Source organism: Microbispora sp. NPDC046933, assembly GCF_040644635.1.
GTDB lineage: Bacteria > Actinomycetota > Actinomycetes > Streptosporangiales > Streptosporangiaceae > Microbispora.
This window is the reverse complement of record NZ_JBEYWW010000009.1, coordinates 191,599-212,711: the sequence shown is the minus strand read 5'-3', so window position 1 is coordinate 212,711 and position 21,113 is coordinate 191,599. Positions and strand designations below refer to the sequence as shown.

Below are 21,113 nucleotides of genomic sequence, written 5' to 3'. Positions count from 1 at the left end.
CGAGGTCAGGCCGCCTCGGGCGCGCTCACCGGGTCTCCGAGCCTGTCCGGCTCGGCCGGTACGGCGGCGGGCTTGGAATGGTCGGGGGCGAGGCGGCCGAGCGTGATCGTCCCGGCGATCAGCAGGCCGGCCGCGAGCAGCGCGGGGATCACCTTGTCCACTTCGGTGGGCAGCGACTCGCCCAGCAGCACGGCTCCGGCGGTGACCGAGGTGATGGGGTCGACGACCTGGACCCCGGCGTAGGCGATGCCGAAGTAACCCACGGCGTACGACTTCTGCAGCAGCACCACGGCGCAGACCAGCAGCACCGGGATGGCCAGGGTGAACCAGTGGACCAGGCGGCCGAGGTCTCCTTCGAGCCCGCCGCCGACGACCCGGACGAACGTGGACACGGTCGCGGTGACCGCCCCTGCGCCGACGGCCATCAGGAGCGCCTTCGCCGGGCCCCTCGCCCAGCGCGCCGCGGTGAACGTGACGGCGACCACCAGGGCCACGCAGCCGATCAGCCCGACAGCGTGCGCGTCCGACAGGACGGGGGTCACGTTGTGCGCCGGGACCAGCAGCATCAGGCCGAGCAGGCCGACCGCGACCGCGATCGACCCGGCGATCTCGGCCCGGCGCGGACGTCTGCCGTGCAGCGTCGCGGCGAGCGGCACCGCGAAGACGAGGGTCGCCACGCTCACGGGCTGGACGACGACGAGCGGAGCCACGCTGAGCGCCACCGCGTGCAGGGACGCCCCGGCGAAACCGATGATCCCGCCGATCCACCAGCGGGGCCTTCTGACGAGGGCGAGCGTCGCCCCCTCGCTCACCGCCTCGAACTGCTGCAGTGCCGCGCCCAGGGCGTACCCGAGGGCGCCGACGAGGGCGACGGCCACTCCCACCCAGGTCATGCGCGCCCGCCGGTGTGTCGAGAAATCACCACGCAAGCTTAGTGGGACCCGGCAGGCGGCACGGGAGCCCGCGACACAAGTGGGGCTTTCCGGGCAGCCTGCCAGATCCGTTCCCCCGCTCCCCGGGATCCGCGAGCGCCGCGGACCCCGGGAACGAGCGGTGTGCGGCTCAGTCGGCGCCGCTGGACAGGGCGATGTCGATGACCCCGGTGTTCTCCGTCACCCAGGTGGCGGACAGGCCGCCCTCCTTCACCAGGGCCTCGCCGGTGACCTTGAGCACGCCGATCCGCTTGCCCGCGAGCGCGAGTTCGAGGACGTTCAGGTTCTCGGTCACCCAGGTGGCGGACAAGCCCCCCTCCTTCACCAGTGCCGCTCCGCCGCTCCGGACGACCCCGATGCGGTTGCCGGCCAGGACGAGCTGCTTCACGGCCGTGTTCTCGGTCACCCAGGTGGCGGACAGCCCGCCCTCCTTGACCAGCGCGACGCCGTCCGCCCGGACCACGCCGATCCGGTCGCCGGACAGCGCGAGCTGCTTGACGCTGTCGTGCTCCAGCACCCAGTTCGCCGACAGACCGCCCTCCTTCACCCAGGCCCTGCCGTCGGCCGTCAGCACCCCGATGCGGTCACCCGACAGCGCGAGCTGCTTGACGCCGCCGTCGTGCTCCAGCACCCAGTTGGCCGACAGCCCGCCCTCCTTCACCCAGGCCTTGCCGTCCCCGGTGATGACGCCGATCCGGTCGCCGGACAGCGCGAGCCGCTTGACGCCGCCGTCGTGCTCCAGCACCCAGTTGGTGGACAGGCCCCCCTCCTTCACCCAGGCCTTGCCGTCCCCCGTGAGGACGCCGATCCGGTCGCCCGCGAGCGCGACCTGGATGACCCCGTCGTGCTCCAGCACCCAGCTCGCCGACAGGCCGCCCTCCTTGACCAGGGCGTCGCCGCCGACCTTGAGTACGCCGATCCGGGGCAGGGCGACGGCCGCCTGCGCGGGCCCCCGGGTCTGCGCCTGCGCGCTCGCCAAGCCCAATCCGGCCGGCAGCAGGCCGGCCGCGCAGGCGAGACCCGCCCCGAGGAGAACCAGGCCGGGGCGGGTCGCTGATCGAGTCGTCATGAGTGCCTCCGCGTCGCATCGGGCGGGCCCCCTGCCCGCCGGAATCGATCACGGAGAGACTAGATCCGATCACGTGATGTAATCATGCTTCTTGCATCGCCAGGAGAGTCAGCCACACTGTGCTCACTTCAGAACCACTGTGCTCACTTCAGCTCACTTCAGGAGCACTGGGCCCGCTTCAGGACCTCTCCGGGCACACGCAGAAAAGGTGACCCTCCGGGTCGGCGAGCACCACCCAGTCGCCCGGCTGGAACTCGGGCTTGGTCGCCCCGAGCGCGACGTACTCCTCCACGGCCTTGGCCACGTCGGGGACACGGAAGTCGAGGTGGAACTGCTTGTCGGGGCCCGGCCAGGAGGGAGCCTTCCGGTCGGGCACGCGCTGGAAGTAGATGCTCGTCGTGCCGTCGCCGATCCCCGCGTACTCCTCCTCGGCGTACTGCACCTCGAATCCGGTGATCTGGGAGTAGAACTCGGCGAGCTTCTTCGGCTCGGCGCAGTCGATGGTCATGGCGATGAGCTTCGCGATCGTTGTCATGACGGCCATCCTTCCGCGTATACCTGTCAGGGAGTGTCAGGTAGGTGCGCCACGGAAATCGGCGCCGATAGTGGGACCATGAACCGGGCATGTGGAACCAGTCCGGCAAGCGAGTCGTTGGAGCGGATGTGGCACGGGTAGGCGAATGGATCAGGCGGTTCCTGGACAAACCAGGAAGCGTCGATCTGGCCCCCTTCCAGCGGATCGTGGCCGAGGCGGGCGAGCTGGAGAGCGAGGTCACCCGGCGCGCCGACCTGCGCCCCGCGGAGGTCGATCCCGCCTGGGTCGGCTCCGCCGACTTCTGCGCGGTGATGCGGGAGGCCGCCCGCCGGGCGCTCGGCCAGCGGCCGTACGACGTGCAGCTCGTGGGCGTGCTCGCCATGCTGGAGGGTCATGTCGTGCAGATGGCCACCGGTGAGGGAAAGACGCTCGTCGGCGCCCTGACGGCGGCCGGCTTCGCGTTGCGCGGCGCCCGGGTCCACGCGGTCTCGGTCAACGACTACCTCGCCCGCCGGGACGCCGAGTGGATGGGCCCGCTGTACGAGACGCTCGGCCTCACGGCCGGATGGATCGCCGAGACCTCCACGCCCGAGGAGCGCCGGGCGGCGTACGCGTGCGACGTCACGTACGGAGCCGTCAGCGAGCTGGGGTTCGACGTGCTGCGCGACCGCCTGTGCACCGACCCGGCCGAAATGGTCGTGCCCGCCCCCGAGATCGCGCTGGTGGACGAGGCCGACTCGGTCCTGGTGGACGAGGCCCGCGTGCCGCTCGTGCTGGCCGGCACGGCCGACCCCGGCACGGCGCTGCCCGAGATGGCGGCCCTCGTGCGGCGGCTGTCGCGCGGCTACCACTACACGATCGACGAGGAGGGGCGCAGCGTCTTCCTCACCCCCAAGGGCACCGACACCGTCGAGAAGGCCCTCGGGATCGACCTCTACGAGCACCCCGGCGTGGTGACCCAGGTCAACCTCGCCCTGCACGCCCACGCGTTGCTGACCAGGGACGTCGACTACATCGTCAGGGACGGCCGGGTCCACCTGATCAACACCTCGCGTGGCCGGGTCGCCGTGCTGCAGCGCTGGCCGGACGGACTGCAGGCGGCCGTGGAGGCCAAGGAGCACCTGCCGGCGTCGGAGACGGGCGAGATCCTCGACTCGCTCACCGTACAGAGCCTCATCCGCCGCTACCCGCGCGTGTGCGGCATGACCGGCACCGCGATCGCCGTCGCGGAGCAGCTGCGCGAGTTCTACGACCTCAGGGTCGCGGTGATCCCGCCCAACAAGCCGTGCGTACGGGTGGACGAGCCCGACCGGATCTTCGCCACGCTGGAGGACAAGGAGCGGGCGCTGCTGGAGGAGATCGAGACCCGGCACGCCACCGGGCAGCCGATCCTCGTCGGCACGCTCGACGTCGCCGAGTCCGAGCGCCTGGCCGAGGCGCTGGACTCCAGGGGGCTGAGCGCGGCCGTGCTCAACGCGAAGAACGACGCCGAGGAGGCGCAGATCATCGCGAAGGCCGGCCGGCGCGGCGCGATCACGGTCTCCACGCAGATGGCCGGGCGCGGCACCGACATCCGGCTCGGCGCCGGCGACCCCGGCGAGGAGCAGGAGGTCGCCGCGCTCGGCGGGCTCTACGTCGTCGGCACCGGCAGGCACGAGAGCAGCAGGCTGGACGACCAGCTGCGGGGCCGCGCCGGGCGGCAGGGCGACCCCGGCGGCTCGGTGTTCTTCGTCAGCGGCGAGGACACGCTCCTCACCGCGTACGCACCGGACCAGTCGCTGCCCCCGGCCGGCCACGACGGCCTCGTGCGGGACGCGAACGCCGCCGGGCAGGTGGCACACGCCCAGCGCGTGGCGGAGGGCGTCAACCTGGAGATCCACCGCAACACCTGGCGCTACACGCGGCTGCAGGAGCGCCAGCGGACGGAGGTGCTGGAGCGGCGCGACCGCGTCCTGCACGGCGACACCGGGGCGCGGGCCCTGGAGCAGGCCTGCCCGGACCGCTACCGCGAGCTGTGCGAGACGGCGGGCGCGGACGCGGTCGAGCGGGCCGCCCGGCAGATCGTGCTGTATCACCTCGACCGCTGCTGGACCGAGCACCTCGGCTTCCTCGCCGACCTGCGCGAGGGCATCCACCTGCGGGCCCTCGGACGGCTGAACCCGCTCGACGAGTTCAACCGCGAGGCCGTCCCGGCCTACCGGGCGATGCTCGACGAGGTCGAGCGGCGCTCCAGGGAGACCTTCGAGAAGGCCGACGTCACCCGGGACCTCGCGGAGCAGGGCCTCAAGCGGCCCACGGCCACCTGGACCTACCTGGTGCAGGACAACCCGTTCGGCTCGGAGTGGGACCGCGTGCTCAAGCGCGTGGCCGGAGCGCTCAAGCGCCGCAAACGCTAGCTGCCGCGGGCCTCGCCCGCCCGGCAGGCGGCCGTGGCCCCTACTGCTTGCGGTGGCGGCCCGGCTGGTGCGAGGTGGCGTGGGCGGGACGGTTCAACACGGCCTTGGCGCCCACGGCGACGAGCGCGCACACCACGATCGCGACCGAGAAGGCGGGAACGGCCGCCTCTTCTAGCTGCCCGTCCACGGCCGACGCGGGGGTGAACGCCGGGGAGGCCGTCGTCTCGCCGGCCCTCGCCCCCTTCACGGTCTGCGTCGCGGTTTTCGCGCTGCTCTCCTCCGCGGCCTCCGCGGTCTTCGGCGCGGTGTTCGGCGCGGTCTTGGGGGCGGTCTTCGCGGCGGCGTTCGCCCCTGTCCTACCGGAAAGCGGGGACATCCCGGCCGCGGCGGCCTCGGCCTGCGTGTCCGGCGTGTCCGGCGAGGCGGACGGGGTGGGCAGGGTGGGTACGGCGGGCGCCGCGGACGGGGAGGCCACGGGGGCCGGGCTCTCCTTCACGGGGGGCGTGGACGTCGGAGCGGAGTCCTGCGGCGCGGCGGGAGAGGCCGAGGGAGCGGGGGTCGCGGTGGGGCAGGGCGGCGGCGGCTCCGGGTGGTCCCTGACCCCGTACGCGCCCGTCGAGAACGGCTTGGGCGCGCCCGTCTTGCCGAGGCCCTTGCCCCACTGGGTGATCACGTACTTCACCGGGATGTGGCCGAGCCCGCCCGCGTCCTCGACGGTGAGCGAGTCGGTGTTCCAGGTGCCGCCGGTCAGCTCGGCGAACGTCTTGCCGTCGAGGTCGAGCATGACCCCGCTGCTGGAGGGAACGCCGGGGCCGCGGTCGCCGATGAAGAAGTCGGCCTTCTTCCCCTTGTAGATCACATAGCCCTTGGTGCCCATCGGCCAGCTTGGGCTGGCGGCCAGGCCCTTCTGCATCGGCTTGCCCGACGCGGGGGCGCCGGTGTCGCCGTTGACACCCGACCCGTCGTCCCAGAAGTACGACGCGGTCGTCTTGCCGGCGTGCAGGACGATCTGGCCTTCGGCGGTCGGGCAGCCGACCTCGGGAACGGCGGGCGCGGCAGGCGCGGTGGCCGCGGTGGCCGCGGTGGCCGCGTCGGCGTCCTCGGGCTCCGGAGCGACCTCCTGCGTGTGCGGGGTCGTCGCGTCGTCCGCGTCCAGGAGCCATCCTGCGGCGACGAGCGTGGCGCCGTCGGCGGGTGTGTGGGGGCCCGCCGGGGCGGGGCGGGCGGAGGCGTCCTGCCGGTGCTGGGACACGGCGGTCGCGTGGTGCGTCTCGCCCTTCACGGGGCTCGTCTGCTCCCGGAGGGCGTCGGTGTGGGGGTCCGCGTAGCTGGAAATGGGGGATCTCCTGACTGGTCACGGTTGGGTAACCGGACACTAAGCCAAGAACACCCCAAATCTCGACATCTCGGACGAAAGTTTTACTTTCTGGACGAACTTCCCATGAAGTGGCAAAGTCGGATGTGACGCACCCCCTTCCCGGGGGCCGGAGGGAAGGAGGGCACGCCACGTACCGGGATCAGGACGACAGCAGGCGAGCCCGCAGGCCGGTCCCGAAAGGCGGCCGGGGTGCCGTTGTAGTTCGCGCCTCTCCGTCGCATGCTCCGTCCTTCCGTCAGGCCGTGAGGAGACCGGAGCGAAGCGTCGTGAACCAGACCGGTCAAGTCAAAGGCATCGAGCTCGCTACCCGCATTGACCTGGGCATACGAGCCGGGAGCAGGTGAAATTCCCAGCCAGGACCCGGCTGGGGTCCCGCGGCCTTCCCGGGTGCGGCGGCAGGGCCACAGGCGATTGGTTGGCCGCCGCGCCGCGCGATCTTCCCGTGCGGGCCACTTGCGGGCCATGTGCGACCACCAGGGTGAGGCCGTCACCACGATGACCTTGGAGCACAAATGAGCACCCTTCCCTCTCACGGGGGACTCGGGCGGCGCGCGCTGCTGCAGGTGGCCCTGGCGGCGCCCGTCGCCGCAGCCTCGGCCTCCGTGCTGGACGCCGCCCCGGCACACGCCGCCCCCGGCGGGGGTTCCTTCGACCAGGAGAGCCCCCGTTTCGCCATCGCCGTGCTGCCGGACACGCAGTACCTGTTCGACGAGGACAGCTCGGACCCCACCCCGCTGCGGGAGACGTTCCGCTACCTGACGAAGGAGCGCGGGGCCGGGAACATCGCGTTCATGACCCACCTCGGCGACGTGACCGAGCACGGCAGCGACCACGAGATCGAGCTGGCGGGCGAGACCTTCCGAGCCATCGACGGCAAGCTGCCGTACAGCGTGCTGGCCGGCAACCACGACGTCCGTTCGTCCACTGACGACCAGCGCGGCGACACCGCCTACCTGCGCGCCTTCGGCCCTCACCGGTTCACTCGCACCCCGACCTTCGGCGGGGCCTCGCCCGACGGCTACAACAGCTACCACGTGATCACGGCGGCGGGCCGGCGCTGGCTCATCCTCGCGCTCGACTGGCGGATCTCCGACGCCGGGCTGCGGTGGGCGCAGGGCGTCGTCGACGCCAACCCCACGCTCCCCGCGATCCTCACCACCCACGAGATGGTGTGGGCGGACGACTCGGGGCAGGCGTACCTGTCGGAATACGGGCAGCGGCTGTGGGACGGCTTCGTCCGCCGCAACGACCAGATCTTCCTGACGCTCAACGGCCACTACTGGCCGCCCGGCCGGACCGTCCTGAAGAACGACGCGGGCAACGAGGTGCACGCCCACATCACCAACTACCAGGACCGCTACTACGGCGGCGCGGCGATGATCCGGCTCTACACCTTCGACCTGGCCCGGAAGGTCATCGACGTCGAGACGTTCTCGCCCTGGTTCCTCTCCCGCCGCCCCGAGGACCGTTCTCCCCTTGAGGCGGAAACCCTGGAGCTCACCGGTCCCGCAGACCGGTTCAGCATCGGCATCGACTTCGGTCGGCGCTTCGAGCGGTTCGCCCCCCGCCCGCTGCCCGCACCACGTCCCGCCTCGGACGTCATGCCCAAGGGCACCGTCGCGTACTGGCGCTTCGACGAGTCGGGCCTGCCGGGGACGGCCGGGCGGGACGGCGGCGTGGTCGCCGCGGGGACCGTCGTCCGCGACCTGACAGGCGGCGGGAACGACCTGAAGGTGGAACTGCTCCACGACAGCGCCCCCGAGGTCCTGCGGTGGGCGGCCGACCACCACGAGGGCCAGCCCGCCCACGCGAGCCTCCGCTTCGACGGCGGCAAGGGGCCGGACCGCGGTGCCGTGCTGCGGACGGCCCCCGACGCCCCGATCACCAGCATGACCTTCGATTCGGGCTACACGATCGAGGTCTTCATCAAGCTGCCCGACCCGTTCGAGGGCGACCACGCCTGGATGGGCATCCTGAGCTGGGAGGGGCGCAACGGCGACGCGGGCAAGACGAGCGGCTGGTCGCCCGACGAGCCGACCTGCAGCCTCAACCTGTCGCCCGAGCGCTTCCTGCAGTACGTCGTCTATCCCCGGCACCGCGACGCCGACCCCACCTCGTGGAGCCACGCGCTGCCCGTCGGCCGGTGGACGCACGTGGCGGTGGTGAACGACGGACGGCGCACGGTGGTGTACGTCGACGGTTCGCGAATCGCCCGCAACCCCTCCCAGAGGTCGACCGGCATCACCACGCTCGGCAAGCCGTTCGCCGTCGGCGGCACCCAGTTCGCCGAGAAGTACGGCCAGGGCTTCTACGGCTGGATCGGTGACGTGCGCATCACGTCGCGGGCGCTGACGCCCCGCCAGTTCCTGACGCCGTTCGGCTGAGATCCGCCCGGTGGCCGGCCTCACCCGGCCACCGGCACGGTGTCCTCAGGCCTGTTCACCGCGCAGGACGGCGGCGGGGATCGGGATGGCGGGGAACGGGTTGTCCGGCAGGAGGATCAACCGGCGCGGCATGCCGCTGTGCTCCGCGGCGTCCAGATGCAGCAGGGCCGTCCCGATGCCCGCGGCTCCCACCATGTATCCGGTGTCGGCCGTGACCTCTCCGGGCCGCAGCCGCCGGTACGCCTGGTACCAGCGGAAGCCGGCCTCGTCGCCCGCGGTCGCTCGCCCTATCAGGTCGGTCGCCAGCGTGCGCGCGAAGTCGAGGTACGGCTGGCGCCCGGTGGCCGCGTACAGGCCGACGAAGCAGTCGATCAACCCGGCTGTGCCGCAGCACAGGCAGGCCACGTCCCAGTGCCCCGGGGGCCGGGACCCCGGCACGCCGCTCTGCATGATCCCGTGTGCGAGCCGTTCCACCCAGTCGAGATCGCCCGGGTCGCCGGTGACCCGGTGCAACTCGTGGAACATCCGGGCCACCCCGGCGGATCCCGAGCAGAAGCCGAGGTAGTGGAGCCGGCGCCCCTGCGGAAGGTGGTGCGGCACGAGCGCGCATCTGTCGGTGACCACGCTGACCGTCCGGACGAAGTCGGCGCCCCTGCGGGCCGCCGCGAGGAACCGCTCGTCGCGGGTCACGCCGTACAGGCGGGCGAGCAGGAACGCCGTGCCCGCCGTCCCGGACAGGAACCCCGGGGTGACGGCGTCCACGGGCAGGTCGGGGGAGGCGTCGCCGCCGAAGCGGTGCCCGGGGACGGCGAGGCCCACGATGCGCTCCCCCGCCTCGATCGCCACCTCCTCGTACGCCGGAACGCCGAGGATGCCCGCCGCGTGGAGCAGCGCGAGCACGATCCCCCCGTCGCCGCGCTGCGCCGGATCCCCGGTCCAGCCGATGCCGTCGCCGTACGGGCGGGCGTCGCGGACGAGACGGTCGGCGGCGGCGCGGGCCGCCTCGAAGACCTCCTCGTCGCCCGTCGCCCACCCCGTCTCCGCCATCGCGAAGACCAGACCGGCGAGCCCGTGGTAGAAGGTCGGGTCGCGCTGCTCCGGCCAGGTGACGGCGAGCCTGCGGGCTCCCGCGAGCGCGTCCTCCAGGTAGGCCTCGTGGCCGGTGGCGGCGGCGAGTTCGAGAAAGAACAGCACGACGCCGGCCGCGCCGGCGTAGAGGGACGAGACGTCACCGGCCCCGGCCGACCGCCCCCGGGGATCGGGGTTGGCCCGCCATCGCCGTCCCAGGTCGTCGTCGACCCCCGCCGACCGCACCCAGCGCGCGGCCGTGACGGCGGCGGTGACAGGTGTCTCGCGGGGCCAGGCGCTCATCACCCCAGTCTCCCACAAAGCTGGTAGGAAATTAAGGCTAAACTCTTCCACTCGGAAGCCTACGGGGAGTCGCGCGCCGATCACACCGTCCGCGCGGGAACGTCAGGGTGGCGCGCCGCGAGGACCGGGGTCGGCGGCGGCGCGGACGGGAGTCCGAGCAGCGTCCTGCCGTGGGCGATCGCGGCCGGCGTGTCCGGGAGGACAGGCCCGTCACGGCGGAGGTGGCCGGCCACCCCGGCGATGACTGCACGGCGAGCTTGCGCCCAGCGCGGAGCCGACCCCGAACGCCGGCGCGAGCGGCAGGGCCACCACCGCGACCGTGAGCCCGGCGATCAGGTCGCGGCCAGGACCGCAGCGCTTGAGGCGGCCGGCGACGGGTTCAGGCGGGGCGCGGCGTGAAGGAACGGTGGTCGCGCCGCAGCGGATGGCCCTCCGGGATCTCGACCAGCACGATGGGCAGGCCGTCGGGATCCTCGATCCACATCTCCACCAGTCCCCACGGTTCCAGCCGGGGCGGACGGGACACCCGCACCCCGGCCGCCACCAGCCGGTCGTACTCCCTCTGGACGTCGCGCACCTGCAACCAGATCGCCGCGCCCTCCTGTTCGGCGCCGGAGCCGCGCGGAGAGACCTCGAGGAGCCCCTGCCCCAGGAAGAACACCACCCCGGGGTCCTCCGCCGGGCCGAAATCCCGGCTGACGGCCAGGCCCAGGACGTCCCGGTAGAAACGGCGGCTCGCGGCCCGGTCGGCCGATCGCAGGAGTATGCGGCTGCTCAGCACTTCCATGTGATCGTGGTGCCCATCCGGGGCATGCGGTTAAGGATGGATTACGGCAAGCGGCGGCCAAGGCCTCTCGGGCCTTTCGTCCTTCGGGAAGTGACGGACGGCGGTGCCGCCGGGGTGCCGGGGACGAGAGGCTGGTCCCGGAGCCCGTTGATGATCACTGTGGAGGTCCAGATGGCCGAAGACACCGCGCCCGCCGGCATGCCGCGCCTGGACAGGCTCGATCGCGAGGAGTGCCTGCGGCTGATCTCGCCGGGCGGCGTGGGCAGGGTCGCCTTCAACAATCCGACCGGGCCCGTGATCCTGCCGGTGAACTACACGATCGAGCAGGGCGCCGTCTTGTTCCGCACCGCTCTCGGCGGCCCGATGGACGCCGACCTGCGCACGGGGATCGAGGGGGCCGACTTCATGGTGGCCTTCGAGGTGGACCACATCGACGAGAGCACCCGGGAAGGCTGGAGCGTGCTCGTGCGCGGCGGGGCCCACCACATCACCGGCGACGTGCACAAGAACGCCGTGGAGTCGTGGGCGGGCGGCGACCGCCCGCTCTACATCCGGATCTCGCCCAACGAGGTCAGCGGCCGGCGCATCCAGCACGCCTGATGGACGCCTGGGTCGTGGCCCGGCCGGGGCCCGTCGCGACGCGGCCGCTGGAGCGGGCCGTGCTGCCTGACCCCGTGCCCGGGCCCGGGGAGCTGCTGGTCCGCGTCGAGGCGTGCGCGGTCTGCCGCACCGACCTGCACCTCGCCGAGGGCGACCTCCCCCCGAGACGCCCCCGTACGGTTCCCGGGCACGAGGTGGTGGGACGGGTGGCGGGGCTCGGCCCGGACACGGCGGGGCCACCGGTCGGCACCCGCGTGGGGGTGGCCTGGCTGCGCTCGACCTGCGGCCGGTGCCGCTACTGCCTGCGCGGCGCGGAGAACCTGTGCCCCGCGTCCACCTACACGGGCTGGGACGCCGACGGCGGCTACGCGGAACTGCTGACCGCCCCCGCGGCGTACGTCTACCCGCTGCCCGAGGACACCCCGGCGGAGACGCTCGCCCCGCTGCTGTGCGCGGGGATCATCGGGTATCGCGCACTGGTCCGCGCCGACCTGCCCCCGGGCGGGCGGCTGGGCATCTACGGGTTCGGCGCCTCGGCCCATCTGACCGCCCAGATCGCGATCGCCGAGGGCGCGACCGTGCACGTGATGACGAGGTCGGCGGCGGCCAGGGAACTCGCGCTCCGGCTGGGCGCGGCCTCCGCCGCGGGCAGCGCCGACCCGCCGCCCGAGCCCCTGGACGCGGCCATCCTGTTCGCCCCGGTGGGCGACCTCGTGCCGGTCGCGCTGGCCGCGCTCGACCGGGGCGGCACGCTCGCGGTGGCGGGGATCCACCTCACCGACATCCCGGTGCTGAACTACCGGCACCACCTGTTCCAGGAGCGGACGCTGCGTAGCGTCACGGCCAACACCCGAGCCGACGGGCGGGAGTTCCTGCGGCTGGCGGCCCGCCACCACCCGAGGGTCACGACCACGCTCTACTCCTTCGACGCCGCCGACGAGGCCCTGGCCGATCTGGCCGCCGACCGCGTCGAGGGGGCCGCCGTCCTGCTCATGGACAGGTGACGGGCGGCACCGGCTCCAGGTGGAACAGGCCGCCCTTCACGTCCACGAGGTCGCCGGCCGGGCGCGTCGTCCTCCCGGCCAGCGCCATCAGCACGTCGGTGGTGGTGACCAGGCCCCGCAGGACCTCGTCCGGCCCGAGCACGGGCACCGCGCCGCAGTCGGAGTCGGCCATCAGCGCGGCGACCTCGGAGAGCGGGGCGTCCGAGGCGACCCGGGGGCAGCGCCGCCCCTGCACGAGCGTGCGCACCGCCGTCCGGGACTGCTCCGCGGGGCCCCCCGACCAGTGCGCGGCGACGTCCTCCCGCCCGATCACGCCGACGAGCCGGCAGCAGGCGTCCACGACCGGGAGGTGGTGGACGCCTGCCCGCCACATCAGCTCCCAGGCCATCAGCGGCGACTCCTCCGGCTCCACCGTGACGAGCGTCCGGGTCATCACCTCGGACGCGGTCATGGTCTCGACTCTCATCGGTCCTTCCCGCCTTCCGCCGGGCCGGTCCTCCGGGGCGCGCCCGCGGAGACCGCCCGGTCCATGTCGTCCGTCTCGTAGGTGATCGAGGAGTCCACGTCCACCACGCCGTCCACCCGCCAGACCTCCTCGATCAGGGCGCAGAGCTGGGACCGCCGCTCCACGCCGCCGTCGAGGTGGACGATCCCGTCCTCGACCCGTACGGCGCACTGCCGGGAGTGGCGCGACACCACCTCCAGGACGTCGTCGCGGAGGTCCTCCGCGGGCCGGCAGAACGCTCTGATCAGGTCGGACTGTTTGACCAGCCCGGTGATGCGGCCGGTCTGCCCGTCCACCACGGGAAGCTCCTTGATCCTGTTGCGGTGCATCAGCCAGGCCGCACGCCGCAGCGGGGTGTCCTCGGTGACGGTGATCGCGGGGCTGCTCATGAGCTCGGCGGCGGTGCGGCCGCTCGCCTTCCTGCGCTCCCGGCGGCGGAACGGCCCCTCGATGAGCAGGTCACCGGGCCGCCTGTCCAGGTCCTTGAGCAGCAGGTCGTCGTCGCTCACCATGCCGATCACGCGCCGGTCGCCGTCGACGACGGGGACCGCCCCGACATGGAACCGGCACATGGCGGTGACCACGTCGTTGAACGAGGCCGTCGTCTCGACGGCGACGACGAACCTGTTCATGACGTCGCGGACGGTCATCGGCATGGCGTCCTCCTTCGTCTCCCCCCAGCCTTGGCCACGACCGGCGGCGGGGCGACCGGCGAACGTCCCCGCAGGGTGGGACCTATGTCCCGGGGGTCCCGTTCAGCCAAGATCCGCCAGTACCGTGTGAGGTGTGCAGAATGCCGCGATCCTCACCGTCGATGACGACCCTTCCGTCTCCCGGGCCGTGGCTCGTGACGTACGCCGCCGATACGGCGACCGATACCGGGTCATCCGGGCCGAGTCCGGCCCCAGCGCGCTCGACGCGCTGCGCGAGATAAAGCTGCGCGGCGAGCAGGTCGCCGTCATCCTGGCCGACTACCGGATGCCCCAGATGAACGGCATCGAGTTCCTCGAGGCGGCCATGGACGTCTTCCCGCTGGCGCGCAGGGTGCTGCTGACCGCGTACGCGGACACCGACGCGGCCATCAACGCGATCAACATCGTCGACCTCGACCACTACCTGCTCAAGCCGTGGAACCCGCCGGAGGAGAAGCTCTACCCGGTGCTGGACGCGCTGCTCGACGCCTGGCTCGCCACCCCCGCCGTGACGATGCCGGAGACCAAGGTCGTGGGCCATCGCTGGTCGGCGCAGTCGTTCACGGTGCGCGACTTCCTGGCCCGCAACCTCGTGCCGTACCGCTGGCTGCGGGCCGACGAGGCCGAGGGCGTGCGCCTGCTGGCCGCCGCCGGGATGAGCGAGGCGGACGTGCCCGTGGTGATCACCACGGACGGCAAGGCCCTGGCGCGGCCCACGGAGGCCGATCTCGCCGCGCACGTCGGCATGGCCACCACGCCGGCCTCGGATCTCTACGACCTCGCCGTGATCGGCGCGGGCCCGGCGGGCCTCGGCGCCGCCGTGTACGGCGCGTCCGAGGGTCTGCGCACGCTGCTCGTGGAGCAGCGGGCCACCGGCGGCCAGGCAGGGCAGAGCAGCCGGATCGAGAACTACCTGGGCTTCCCCGACGGGGTCTCCGGCGCGCAGCTCACCGACCGGGCCCGCAGGCAGGCGCTGAAGTTCGACGCCGAACTGCTCACCACCCGGGAGGTCGTCGGCCTGGAGCGCACCGGTTCGGCCACCCTGCTGCACTTCGGCGACGGCACCGCCGTGACGGCGCACACGGTCGTGCTGGCGACCGGCGTGTCGTACCGGCTCCTGGACGCGCCCGGCCTGGCCGACCTGACCGGCCGGGGCGTCTTCTACGGCGCCGCCGCCACCGAGGCCCCGAGCTGCTCCGGAGAAGAGGTCTACATCGTCGGCGGGGCGAACTCGGCCGGGCAGGCGGCGGTCTACTTCTCCCGGTACGCCCGCAAGGTGCACATCCTCATCCGGGGAGAGGACCTCACCCGCTCGATGTCGCGCTATTTGATCGATCAGATCGAGGCGATTCCGTCGATCGAGGTTCATCCGCGCACGCAGGTGGTCGGCGGCGAGGGCCGCGACCACCTGGAGCGCCTGATCCTGTGCGACGGGCGGACCGGCCTGACGACCGCCGTGCCGGCGTCGTGGCTGTTCGTCTTCATCGGGGCGGAACCGCGCACCGACTGGCTCGGCGACGTGGTCGCCCGCGACGCAGGCGGCTACGTGCTGACCGGTTCCGACCTGCTCGCGGACGGCCGCCGCCCGGCCGGGTGGACGCCGTCCAGAGACCCCTATCACCTGGAGTCGAGCATGCCCGGCGTCTTCGCGGCCGGCGACGTACGCGCGGGATCGGTCAAGCGCGTCGCCTCGGCCGTGGGCGAGGGCGCCATGGCGGTCTCGCTCGTCCACCGTTACCTGGAGGCACGATGAGCGACCATCCGAGCGAGCCGACGCTGACACCGGACGAGCTGCGCACGCTGTTCCTGTTCGAGGCGCTGGACGACGCGCAGCTCGCCCGGTTGTCGGAGGCGGGCCGGGTGGAGCGGCGGCTCGCCGGGACCCACGTCTACCGGGAGGGCGAGCCGGCGACCTGCTTCTTCGTGCTGCTGAGCGGCACGGTCGCGATGAGCAGGCGGGTGCAGGGCGACGAGGTCGAGGTGAGCCGCACCGGCCAGCGCGGCGTGTACGGCGGCGCCACGCAGGCGTACATCACCGGTGAATTCTCCCAGCTCTACCTGAACACGCTGACCGCGCTCACCGACGCCGAGTTCTTCGTGCTGCCGGCCGAGGTGATCGGGGCGTGCGTGCGCGAGTGGTTCCCGATGGCGATGCACCTGCTGGAGGGGCTGTTCCTCGGCATGCGCGCCACCCAGACGATCGTCGGCGAACGGGAGCGGCTGCTCGCGCTCGGCTCGCTGTCGGCCGGACTGACGCACGAGCTGAACAACCCGGCGGCCGCCGCCGTGCGGGCGACGTCGGCGCTGCGCGAGCGGGTGGCGGGCATGCGGCACAAGCTCGCCATGATCGCCGACGGGCGGCTGGACGGCAGCCAGCTGCACGACCTGGTGGAGCTCCAGGAGGACGCGGTCAAGCGGTCCGCCTCCGCCCCCGACCTCACGCCGCTGGCGCGCTCCGACGCCGAGGACGCGGTCGCCGACTGGCTGGACGACCACGACATCGTCGGCGGCTGGGACCTGGCGGCGACGCTGGTGGCCGGCGGCCTCGACGCGGCCTGGCTCGACCAGATCGCCGGGGCGGTGGGTGAGGAGAACCTGGAGGCCGCGGTCCGGTGGCTCACCTACACCGTGGACACCGAACTGCTGATGTGCGAGATCGACGACGCGGTCAACCGGATCTCCGGCCTGGTCGCCGCCGCCAAGCAGTACTCCCAGCTCGACCGCGCCCCGCACCAGACGGTCGACGTGCACGACCTGCTCGACGCCACGCTGACCATGCTGCACGGCAAGATCCCCGAGGGCGTCCGCACGGTCAAGGAGTACGACCGGACGCTGCCGCTCATCCCGGCGTACGCGGCGGAGCTGAACCAGGTGTGGACCAACCTCATCGACAACGCGCTCGGCGCGATGGACGGCACGGGCACGCTGACCCTCCGCACCCGGCGCAAGGACGGTCACCTGATCGTCGAGGTCGGCGACACCGGGCCCGGCATCCCGCCCGAGGTCCGGCCCCGCATCTTCGAGCCGTTCTTCACCACCAAGCCCGTCGGCGAGGGCACCGGCCTGGGCCTGGACATCTCCTACCGGATCGTGGTCAACAAGCACCACGGAGACATCAGGGTGGAGTCGCGCCCCGGCGACACCCGGTTCCGGGTCTACCTGCCGCTGGACCAGGCGTCCCGGGAGACCGTTCGATAAAGGCGCCCGTACGGGCCCGGCCGTACAGTGTGGACGTGACTCCTCCGCTCCCTGAGGGGAGCGGCTTCTCGCTAGGCCGCTTCCGCAGCGTCGCGAAGGGCAAGCCCTGCCCTGAGAATGTCGGTGGCCGCGTTCACGTCGGCGTGCGCCTCGTGGCCACACGTCTGGCATCGGAACCGGGCTTGGGTGAGGCGGTTGTCCTTCGCGCAGTGCCCGCAGCGGGCGCAGGTGCGGGAGGTGTTGGCAGGGTTCACCGCGATCAGCTCGCGACCGGCGCTTTCAGCCTTGTGCGCGAGCACACGCAGGAACACCCCCCAACCCGCGTCCAGGATGCTCCGGTTTCGGACACCACACCACGTGCTATCCGAGGTCATACGCCCGGGGGCGCGCACCTGACGAGTCATACGACACCATGAAAGCACCGCCCATCTCATCCACCAGGGAAAGGAACCCGCGATGAGCCCGGAGAGAAAACCAGTCAGGGACGGCATTCCCCCGTCGCCGGAAGGCGACGGTCCCCTGCCGAGGTTCTGATGGGCATGGTCAGCACCGTGGGTCTCGTCCTGCACCCGCAACGCGACTCCAAGGAGGCGATCGACACGATCGTCGAGTGGGCGCGCAAGCGGGACTGCACGGTGCTCGGGCTGCCCGACGAGGTCGGGCGCATCGACTGCAGCGCGATCGCGGTGGACGCCCCGACCCTGGTCAGGCGGTCCGACCTGCTCGTCAGCCTCGGCGGCGACGGCACGATGCTGCGCACGATGCGCCTGATCGCCGGGCGGCCGACCCCCGTCCTCGGCGTCAACCTGGGGCGGCTCGGCTTCCTCGCCGAGATCGACGTGGACGAGCTGGCGCCCGCGCTGTCCGCCATCGACGAGCACAGATACACGGTCGAGCCGCGCATGGCGGTCCGGGCGACCAGCCACGACGGCCGGATGGTGACCGCGTTCAACGACATCGCCCTCGTCCGCATCCCCGGCGACGGGCTCGCGGCCGTCTCCGTCTCGGTCTACGGCGAGCCGTTCGTCCGGTACGCCGCCGACGCCGTGATCGTCTCCACCTCCACCGGGTCCACCGCGTACAGCTTCTCGGCGGGGGGCCCGATCGTCTCCCCCACCGTCGAGGGCTTTCTCGTCGTCCCGGCCGCCGCCCACTCCGCGTTCAACCGGGCGCTGGTCCTGTCGGCGGACGAGGAGGTGACGCTCGACGTGCTCCCGAGCAGTGGGCAGCTCGCGCTGGAGGTCGACGGCACCATCGGCGGCCATCTGTGCCCCGGCGACCGGCTCACGGTGACCGCGCTGCGCGCCGCCGCCCGCGTGGTGCGGCTCGGGACGACGACCTTCTACGAGCGGGCCCGCCGCAAGCTCCGCGTGAACGGCAGCGCCGAGGTCGACTGACCGGCCACCGCTCACGCCGCCGGATCATCGGGGCGGCGCCGGCGACCAGAGTCCTGCCGCGGTCCCCTCACGCAGGTGCCTGCGATAGGTCACCACCTTGTCGTCTCGGCGACATGGACACCGGAGGGGTCAAGCCGTGGGCGATCGACCCCGAGGAGGCGTCCCGGCTCTGGGACCTGTCGTGCGAGCTCACCGGCGTCGACGCGTTCTCCTGACGCGGGCGGCCGGGGCGGCACACGCGTGCCGGCCCCGGAATCGCGTCCGCATGGCCTACAGCAGGCTCTCGATCTCGGACAGCTCCTCGGCGGTGAGCGGCGGCGCGGCCAGGGCGGCGACGTTCTGTTCGAGCTGCTCGACCGAGCTCGCCCCGACCAGCACGGACGTGACCCGCCGGTCGCGCAGGATCCACGCCAGCGCGAGCTGCGCGAGCGACTGGCCGCGCTCCTGGGCGATCTTGCCCAGGCCGCGCAGGGTCTCCAGCAGCTCGGGAGTGAGCCGGTCGCGCTTCAGGAAGTGGCCGATCGCCATCCGCGAGCCGGCCGGCACCTCGCCGTCGAGGTAGCGCCCGGTGAGCAGTCCCTGCGCCAGCGGCGAGTACGCGATGCACCCCGCCCCGGCGCGCTCCAGCGTGTCCAGCAGGCCGTCCTCCACCCAGCGGTCGAGCATCGAGTAGCGCGGCTGGTGGATCAGGAGCGGGGTGCCCAGCTCGCGCAGCACGGCGGCGGCCCGCTCGGTCTGCTCGGCGGAGTAGTTCGAGATGCCCGCGTAGAGCGCCTTGCCGGAGCGCACCGCCGTGTCGAGGGCGCCCATCGTCTCCTCGATCGGGGTGTCCGGGTCGGGCCGGTGGGAGTAGAAGACGTCGACGTAGTCGAGGCCCATCCGGCTCAGCGACCGGTCGAGGCTGGCCAGCAGATACTTGCGCGATCCCCACTCGCCGTACGGCCCGGGCCACATGTCGTAGCCCGCCTTGGTCGAGATGAACAGCTCGTCGCGGTAGGGCAGGAAGTCCGCGCGCAGGTGGCGGCCGAAGTTCTCCTCCGCCGAGCCGTACGGCGGGCCGTAGTTGTTGGCGAGGTCGAAGTGGGTGATGCCCAGGTCGAAGGCCCGGCGCAGGACGGCGCGCTGCACGTCGAACGGGTGGCCGTCGCCGAAGTTGTGCCACAGCCCGAGGGAGATCTCGGGAAGCAGCACGCCGCTCCTTCCGCTGCGCCGGTACCGCATGTCGTCGTATCGGGCGGGGGCGGGGACGTAGGGGTGCGGGATCATCCGTGGCCTTTCTCGCGCGACTGGGCCGGTCCTTTGCCGCGGCCTTACTCAACGACTACCAGGAAACCGCACATGTCAACGGCCCGCCCGCCGCCCTCGGCCCGGGGCGCTCAACTGCTCACCGCACGCCTCTCGGGCGGAACTGGACGCTGATCCGGGCGCCGATCACCTTGGCCGACTTCGGGATCGCGTGCTCCCACGTGCGCTGGCAACTCCCGCCCATGACGATCAGGTCGCCGTGGCCCAGGTCGTGCCGCAGCGCCGGGCCCCCGCCGCGGGGGCGCAGCAGCAGCGGGCGCGGGGTGCCGACCGACACGATCGCGACCATCGTGTCCTGCGTGCTCCCCCGCCCGATCGTGTCGCCGTGCCAGGCGACGCTGTCCCTGCCGTCGCGGTACAGGCACATCCCCGCCGTACGGAACGGCTCGCCGAGCTCCTCCTCGTAGTGGGCGTTGAGCGCGTCCCTCGCCTCGGCCAGCACCGGGTCGGGAAGCTCCTCGCCCTCGTCGTAGAACTTCAGCAGGCGGGGCACGTCCACGACCCGGTCGTACATGTGCCTGCGCTCGGCGTGCCACGGCACCGCCTCAAGCAGGCGTTCGAAGAGCGCGTCGGCCCCCTCGATCCAGTGCGGCCGGACGTCGATCCAGGCGCCGCGCTCCAGGTGAGTGCGCCGAACAGACGAGCCGAGCGGTCCGATGCGCACATCCTCGCCCCAGTCGAGCAGTGAGGCCTGAAAAGCGGTCATACTGCCATCATATTAGAACAGTTATTCGATCATGCTCGGATCGACCGCCGGCTCGACGACCACAGGGCGACGGCGAGCCAGACGCCGCCGAGCGCGATCAGCGCGCCGTGGGCGACGCGGACCGCGGGGGTGCCGAAGAACTGCGGGATGAACAACGCGAACCCCGCGGCCAGCGGGGCGGCGCTCCACCGAGGCAGCACTCCCGACCGCGCGGCGGCGATCGCGGCCAGCACCGCGCCGGCCCCGAGCAGCGCGAGCCCGACCAGGAACATCGCGCCCGCCGCCGGGCCGTACCGGAACTCGTCGGCCAGCGCCAGCAGTGAGGCGTCGCCGTCCCGCACCGCCCTCGCGGCGATGACGTTCAGCCCGAAGACCTCCGCGCCGTAGTACGGCAGGGTCAGCCCGGCGCCGACCCACGTGACCACCGCGGCGCGCAGGGCGAGCGGCCGGTCCAGCACCAGGTAGAGCCCGAGCACCCCCAGCCCGAACAGGACGAACCCGGCCACCGCGAACAGGTGCGCCGCCACCCAGGCCGGTGACGCCATCGCGGCGGCCCCGGACAGCGAGGTCTCGTCGGAGTACGGCCGGACCACGGGATAGAGGAGGAACAGGATCCCGGCCCCGAGAAAGGACAGGCCGGTCAGCCGGGCACGGGTGGACAGGACGGCGGTCATGGCGACTCCCATCGTCGGACACGACGAACGGAGCCAGGTCGTCGCTCCGCTTCGAGAGCAATGCTCTCCTCACGGAACGACGATGTCAACACAGTCTTCTGCTCTGACAGGGGAGGGATGCGCCGGGCGCGCCGCCCGGGCGGGGGCGGCCCGGGGCGGGGGCCGGCGGGGGGGGGGCGC

The 21,113-nt window shown here is 72.4% G+C and carries 19 protein-coding genes; 7 read left to right on the top strand and 12 right to left on the bottom strand.

Going from position 1 to position 21,113, the window contains the following annotated elements; translation table 11 throughout:
* Positions 1–5: 5 nt before the first annotated feature.
* The 3 genes from ABZ857_RS14940 to ABZ857_RS14930 all read right to left on the bottom strand — a co-directional run bounded on the left by ABZ857_RS14940 (position 6) and on the right by ABZ857_RS14930 (position 2,536).
* Complete coding sequence (locus ABZ857_RS14940; protein ID WP_357043046.1) at positions 6–893, bottom strand: DMT family transporter; 888 nt, start codon at positions 891–893, stop codon at positions 6–8.
* A gap of 169 nt (positions 894–1,062) precedes the next feature.
* On the bottom strand, positions 1,063–2,001 hold the full coding sequence (locus tag ABZ857_RS14935) for a hypothetical protein (protein WP_357043044.1): 939 nt from the start codon (positions 1,999–2,001) through the stop codon (positions 1,063–1,065).
* A 178-nt stretch (positions 2,002–2,179) separates the two neighbouring features.
* Complete coding sequence (locus ABZ857_RS14930; protein WP_357043042.1) at positions 2,180–2,536, bottom strand: VOC family protein; 357 nt, start codon at positions 2,534–2,536, stop codon at positions 2,180–2,182.
* Between the two features lie 128 nt (positions 2,537–2,664).
* Between ABZ857_RS14930 and secA2 the strand changes: the two genes are divergently transcribed.
* On the top strand, positions 2,665–4,932 hold the full coding sequence (gene secA2, locus ABZ857_RS14925; protein WP_357043040.1) for an accessory Sec system translocase SecA2: 2,268 nt from the start codon (positions 2,665–2,667) through the stop codon (positions 4,930–4,932).
* Positions 4,933–4,972: 40 nt separating this feature from the next.
* On the opposite strand, the gene ABZ857_RS14920 is transcribed toward secA2, so the two are convergent.
* Entirely contained in the window at positions 4,973–5,941 is a 969-nt protein-coding gene (locus ABZ857_RS14920) for a hypothetical protein (RefSeq protein WP_357043150.1), read from the bottom strand.
* 881 nt (positions 5,942–6,822) lie between these two features.
* Between ABZ857_RS14920 and ABZ857_RS14915 the strand changes: the two genes are divergently transcribed.
* Positions 6,823–8,694: a LamG-like jellyroll fold domain-containing protein gene (locus ABZ857_RS14915; RefSeq protein ID WP_357043038.1), complete on the top strand. Its 1,872-nt coding sequence runs from the start codon at positions 6,823–6,825 to the stop codon at positions 8,692–8,694.
* Positions 8,695–8,739: 45 nt separating this feature from the next.
* Here the strand turns inward: ABZ857_RS14915 and ABZ857_RS14910 are convergent, their stop codons facing one another.
* Positions 8,740–10,065 (bottom strand): lanthionine synthetase LanC family protein, encoded by a 1,326-nt coding sequence (locus tag ABZ857_RS14910; RefSeq protein ID WP_357043036.1) that lies wholly within the window; start codon positions 10,063–10,065, stop codon positions 8,740–8,742.
* A gap of 379 nt (positions 10,066–10,444) precedes the next feature.
* Complete coding sequence (locus ABZ857_RS14905) at positions 10,445–10,852, bottom strand: VOC family protein (RefSeq protein ID WP_357043034.1); 408 nt, start codon at positions 10,850–10,852, stop codon at positions 10,445–10,447.
* A gap of 150 nt (positions 10,853–11,002) precedes the next feature.
* Between ABZ857_RS14905 and ABZ857_RS14900 the strand changes: the two genes are divergently transcribed.
* Together ABZ857_RS14900 and ABZ857_RS14895 are read left to right on the top strand one after the other, a co-directional pair.
* A complete protein-coding gene (locus tag ABZ857_RS14900) occupies positions 11,003–11,452 on the top strand; it encodes a pyridoxamine 5'-phosphate oxidase family protein (protein ID WP_357043032.1) in 450 nt (149 codons plus the stop codon).
* Complete coding sequence (locus tag ABZ857_RS14895) at positions 11,452–12,456, top strand: zinc-binding alcohol dehydrogenase family protein (RefSeq protein WP_357043030.1); 1,005 nt, start codon at positions 11,452–11,454, stop codon at positions 12,454–12,456. The genes ABZ857_RS14900 and ABZ857_RS14895 overlap by 1 nt, the downstream gene beginning before the upstream one ends.
* Here ABZ857_RS14895 and ABZ857_RS14890 read toward each other — a convergent pair.
* Complete coding sequence (locus ABZ857_RS14890; RefSeq protein ID WP_357043028.1) at positions 12,443–12,922, bottom strand: CBS domain-containing protein; 480 nt, start codon at positions 12,920–12,922, stop codon at positions 12,443–12,445. The two genes, ABZ857_RS14895 and ABZ857_RS14890, sit on opposite strands and share 14 nt — an antisense overlap.
* Positions 12,919–13,617: a CBS domain-containing protein gene (locus tag ABZ857_RS14885; RefSeq protein WP_357043027.1), complete on the bottom strand. Its 699-nt coding sequence runs from the start codon at positions 13,615–13,617 to the stop codon at positions 12,919–12,921. Before ABZ857_RS14885 ends, ABZ857_RS14890 begins: the two co-directional genes overlap by 4 nt.
* Positions 13,618–13,747: 130 nt before the next feature.
* On the opposite strand from ABZ857_RS14885, the gene ABZ857_RS14880 reads away from it, so the two are divergent.
* Together ABZ857_RS14880 and ABZ857_RS14875 are read left to right on the top strand one after the other, a co-directional pair.
* On the top strand, positions 13,748–15,406 hold the full coding sequence (locus ABZ857_RS14880) for an FAD-dependent oxidoreductase (protein ID WP_357043025.1): 1,659 nt from the start codon (positions 13,748–13,750) through the stop codon (positions 15,404–15,406).
* Complete coding sequence (locus ABZ857_RS14875) at positions 15,403–16,851, top strand: ATP-binding protein (protein WP_357043023.1); 1,449 nt, start codon at positions 15,403–15,405, stop codon at positions 16,849–16,851. The genes ABZ857_RS14880 and ABZ857_RS14875 overlap by 4 nt, the downstream gene beginning before the upstream one ends.
* A 71-nt stretch (positions 16,852–16,922) precedes the next feature.
* On the opposite strand, the gene ABZ857_RS14870 is transcribed toward ABZ857_RS14875, so the two are convergent.
* On the bottom strand, positions 16,923–17,162 hold the full coding sequence (locus ABZ857_RS14870) for a transposase (RefSeq protein ID WP_357043021.1): 240 nt from the start codon (positions 17,160–17,162) through the stop codon (positions 16,923–16,925).
* 228 nt (positions 17,163–17,390) lie between these two features.
* On the opposite strand from ABZ857_RS14870, the gene ABZ857_RS14865 reads away from it, so the two are divergent.
* Complete coding sequence (locus ABZ857_RS14865) at positions 17,391–18,248, top strand: NAD(+)/NADH kinase (protein WP_357043019.1); 858 nt, start codon at positions 17,391–17,393, stop codon at positions 18,246–18,248.
* Between the two features lie 270 nt (positions 18,249–18,518).
* Here the strand turns inward: ABZ857_RS14865 and mgrA are convergent, their stop codons facing one another.
* The 3 genes from mgrA to ABZ857_RS14850 all read right to left on the bottom strand — a co-directional run bounded on the left by mgrA (position 18,519) and on the right by ABZ857_RS14850 (position 20,933).
* The gene (mgrA, locus tag ABZ857_RS14860; RefSeq protein ID WP_357043017.1) at positions 18,519–19,514 is read right to left on the bottom strand and encodes an L-glyceraldehyde 3-phosphate reductase; all 996 of its coding nucleotides are present in this window, start codon (positions 19,512–19,514) and stop codon (positions 18,519–18,521) included.
* Positions 19,515–19,632: 118 nt separating this feature from the next.
* Positions 19,633–20,259 carry an alpha-ketoglutarate-dependent dioxygenase AlkB gene (locus tag ABZ857_RS14855; RefSeq protein ID WP_357043015.1) on the bottom strand — a complete coding sequence of 209 codons (627 nt, stop codon included), beginning with the start codon at positions 20,257–20,259 and terminating at the stop codon, positions 19,633–19,635.
* Positions 20,260–20,288: 29 nt separating this feature from the next.
* Positions 20,289–20,933 (bottom strand): hypothetical protein, encoded by a 645-nt coding sequence (locus ABZ857_RS14850; protein ID WP_357043013.1) that lies wholly within the window; start codon positions 20,931–20,933, stop codon positions 20,289–20,291.
* Between the last annotated feature and the right edge of the window lie 180 nt (positions 20,934–21,113).

Excerpts from the sequence above, each read along its gene's own strand:
- ABZ857_RS14940 (WP_357043046.1), bottom strand. The coding sequence starts at position 893 with ATGACCTGGGTGGGAGTGGCCGTCGCCCTCGTCGGCGCCCTCGGGTAC.
- ABZ857_RS14935 (WP_357043044.1), bottom strand. The coding sequence starts at position 2,001 with ATGACGACTCGATCAGCGACCCGCCCCGGCCTGGTTCTCCTCGGGGCG.
- ABZ857_RS14930 (WP_357043042.1), bottom strand. The coding sequence starts at position 2,536 with ATGACAACGATCGCGAAGCTCATCGCCATGACCATCGACTGCGCCGAG.
- ABZ857_RS14915 (WP_357043038.1), top strand. The coding sequence starts at position 6,823 with ATGAGCACCCTTCCCTCTCACGGGGGACTCGGGCGGCGCGCGCTGCTG.
- ABZ857_RS14910 (WP_357043036.1), bottom strand. The coding sequence starts at position 10,065 with ATGAGCGCCTGGCCCCGCGAGACACCTGTCACCGCCGCCGTCACGGCC.
- ABZ857_RS14905 (WP_357043034.1), bottom strand. The coding sequence starts at position 10,852 with ATGGAAGTGCTGAGCAGCCGCATACTCCTGCGATCGGCCGACCGGGCC.
- ABZ857_RS14900 (WP_357043032.1), top strand. The coding sequence starts at position 11,003 with ATGATCACTGTGGAGGTCCAGATGGCCGAAGACACCGCGCCCGCCGGC.
- ABZ857_RS14895 (WP_357043030.1), top strand. The coding sequence starts at position 11,452 with ATGGACGCCTGGGTCGTGGCCCGGCCGGGGCCCGTCGCGACGCGGCCG.
- ABZ857_RS14890 (WP_357043028.1), bottom strand. The coding sequence starts at position 12,922 with ATGAGAGTCGAGACCATGACCGCGTCCGAGGTGATGACCCGGACGCTC.
- ABZ857_RS14885 (WP_357043027.1), bottom strand. The coding sequence starts at position 13,617 with ATGCCGATGACCGTCCGCGACGTCATGAACAGGTTCGTCGTCGCCGTC.
- ABZ857_RS14875 (WP_357043023.1), top strand. The coding sequence starts at position 15,403 with ATGAGCGACCATCCGAGCGAGCCGACGCTGACACCGGACGAGCTGCGC.
- ABZ857_RS14865 (WP_357043019.1), top strand. The coding sequence starts at position 17,391 with ATGGTCAGCACCGTGGGTCTCGTCCTGCACCCGCAACGCGACTCCAAG.
- mgrA (WP_357043017.1), bottom strand. The coding sequence starts at position 19,514 with ATGATCCCGCACCCCTACGTCCCCGCCCCCGCCCGATACGACGACATG.
- ABZ857_RS14855 (WP_357043015.1), bottom strand. The coding sequence starts at position 20,259 with ATGACCGCTTTTCAGGCCTCACTGCTCGACTGGGGCGAGGATGTGCGC.
- ABZ857_RS14850 (WP_357043013.1), bottom strand. The coding sequence starts at position 20,933 with ATGACCGCCGTCCTGTCCACCCGTGCCCGGCTGACCGGCCTGTCCTTT.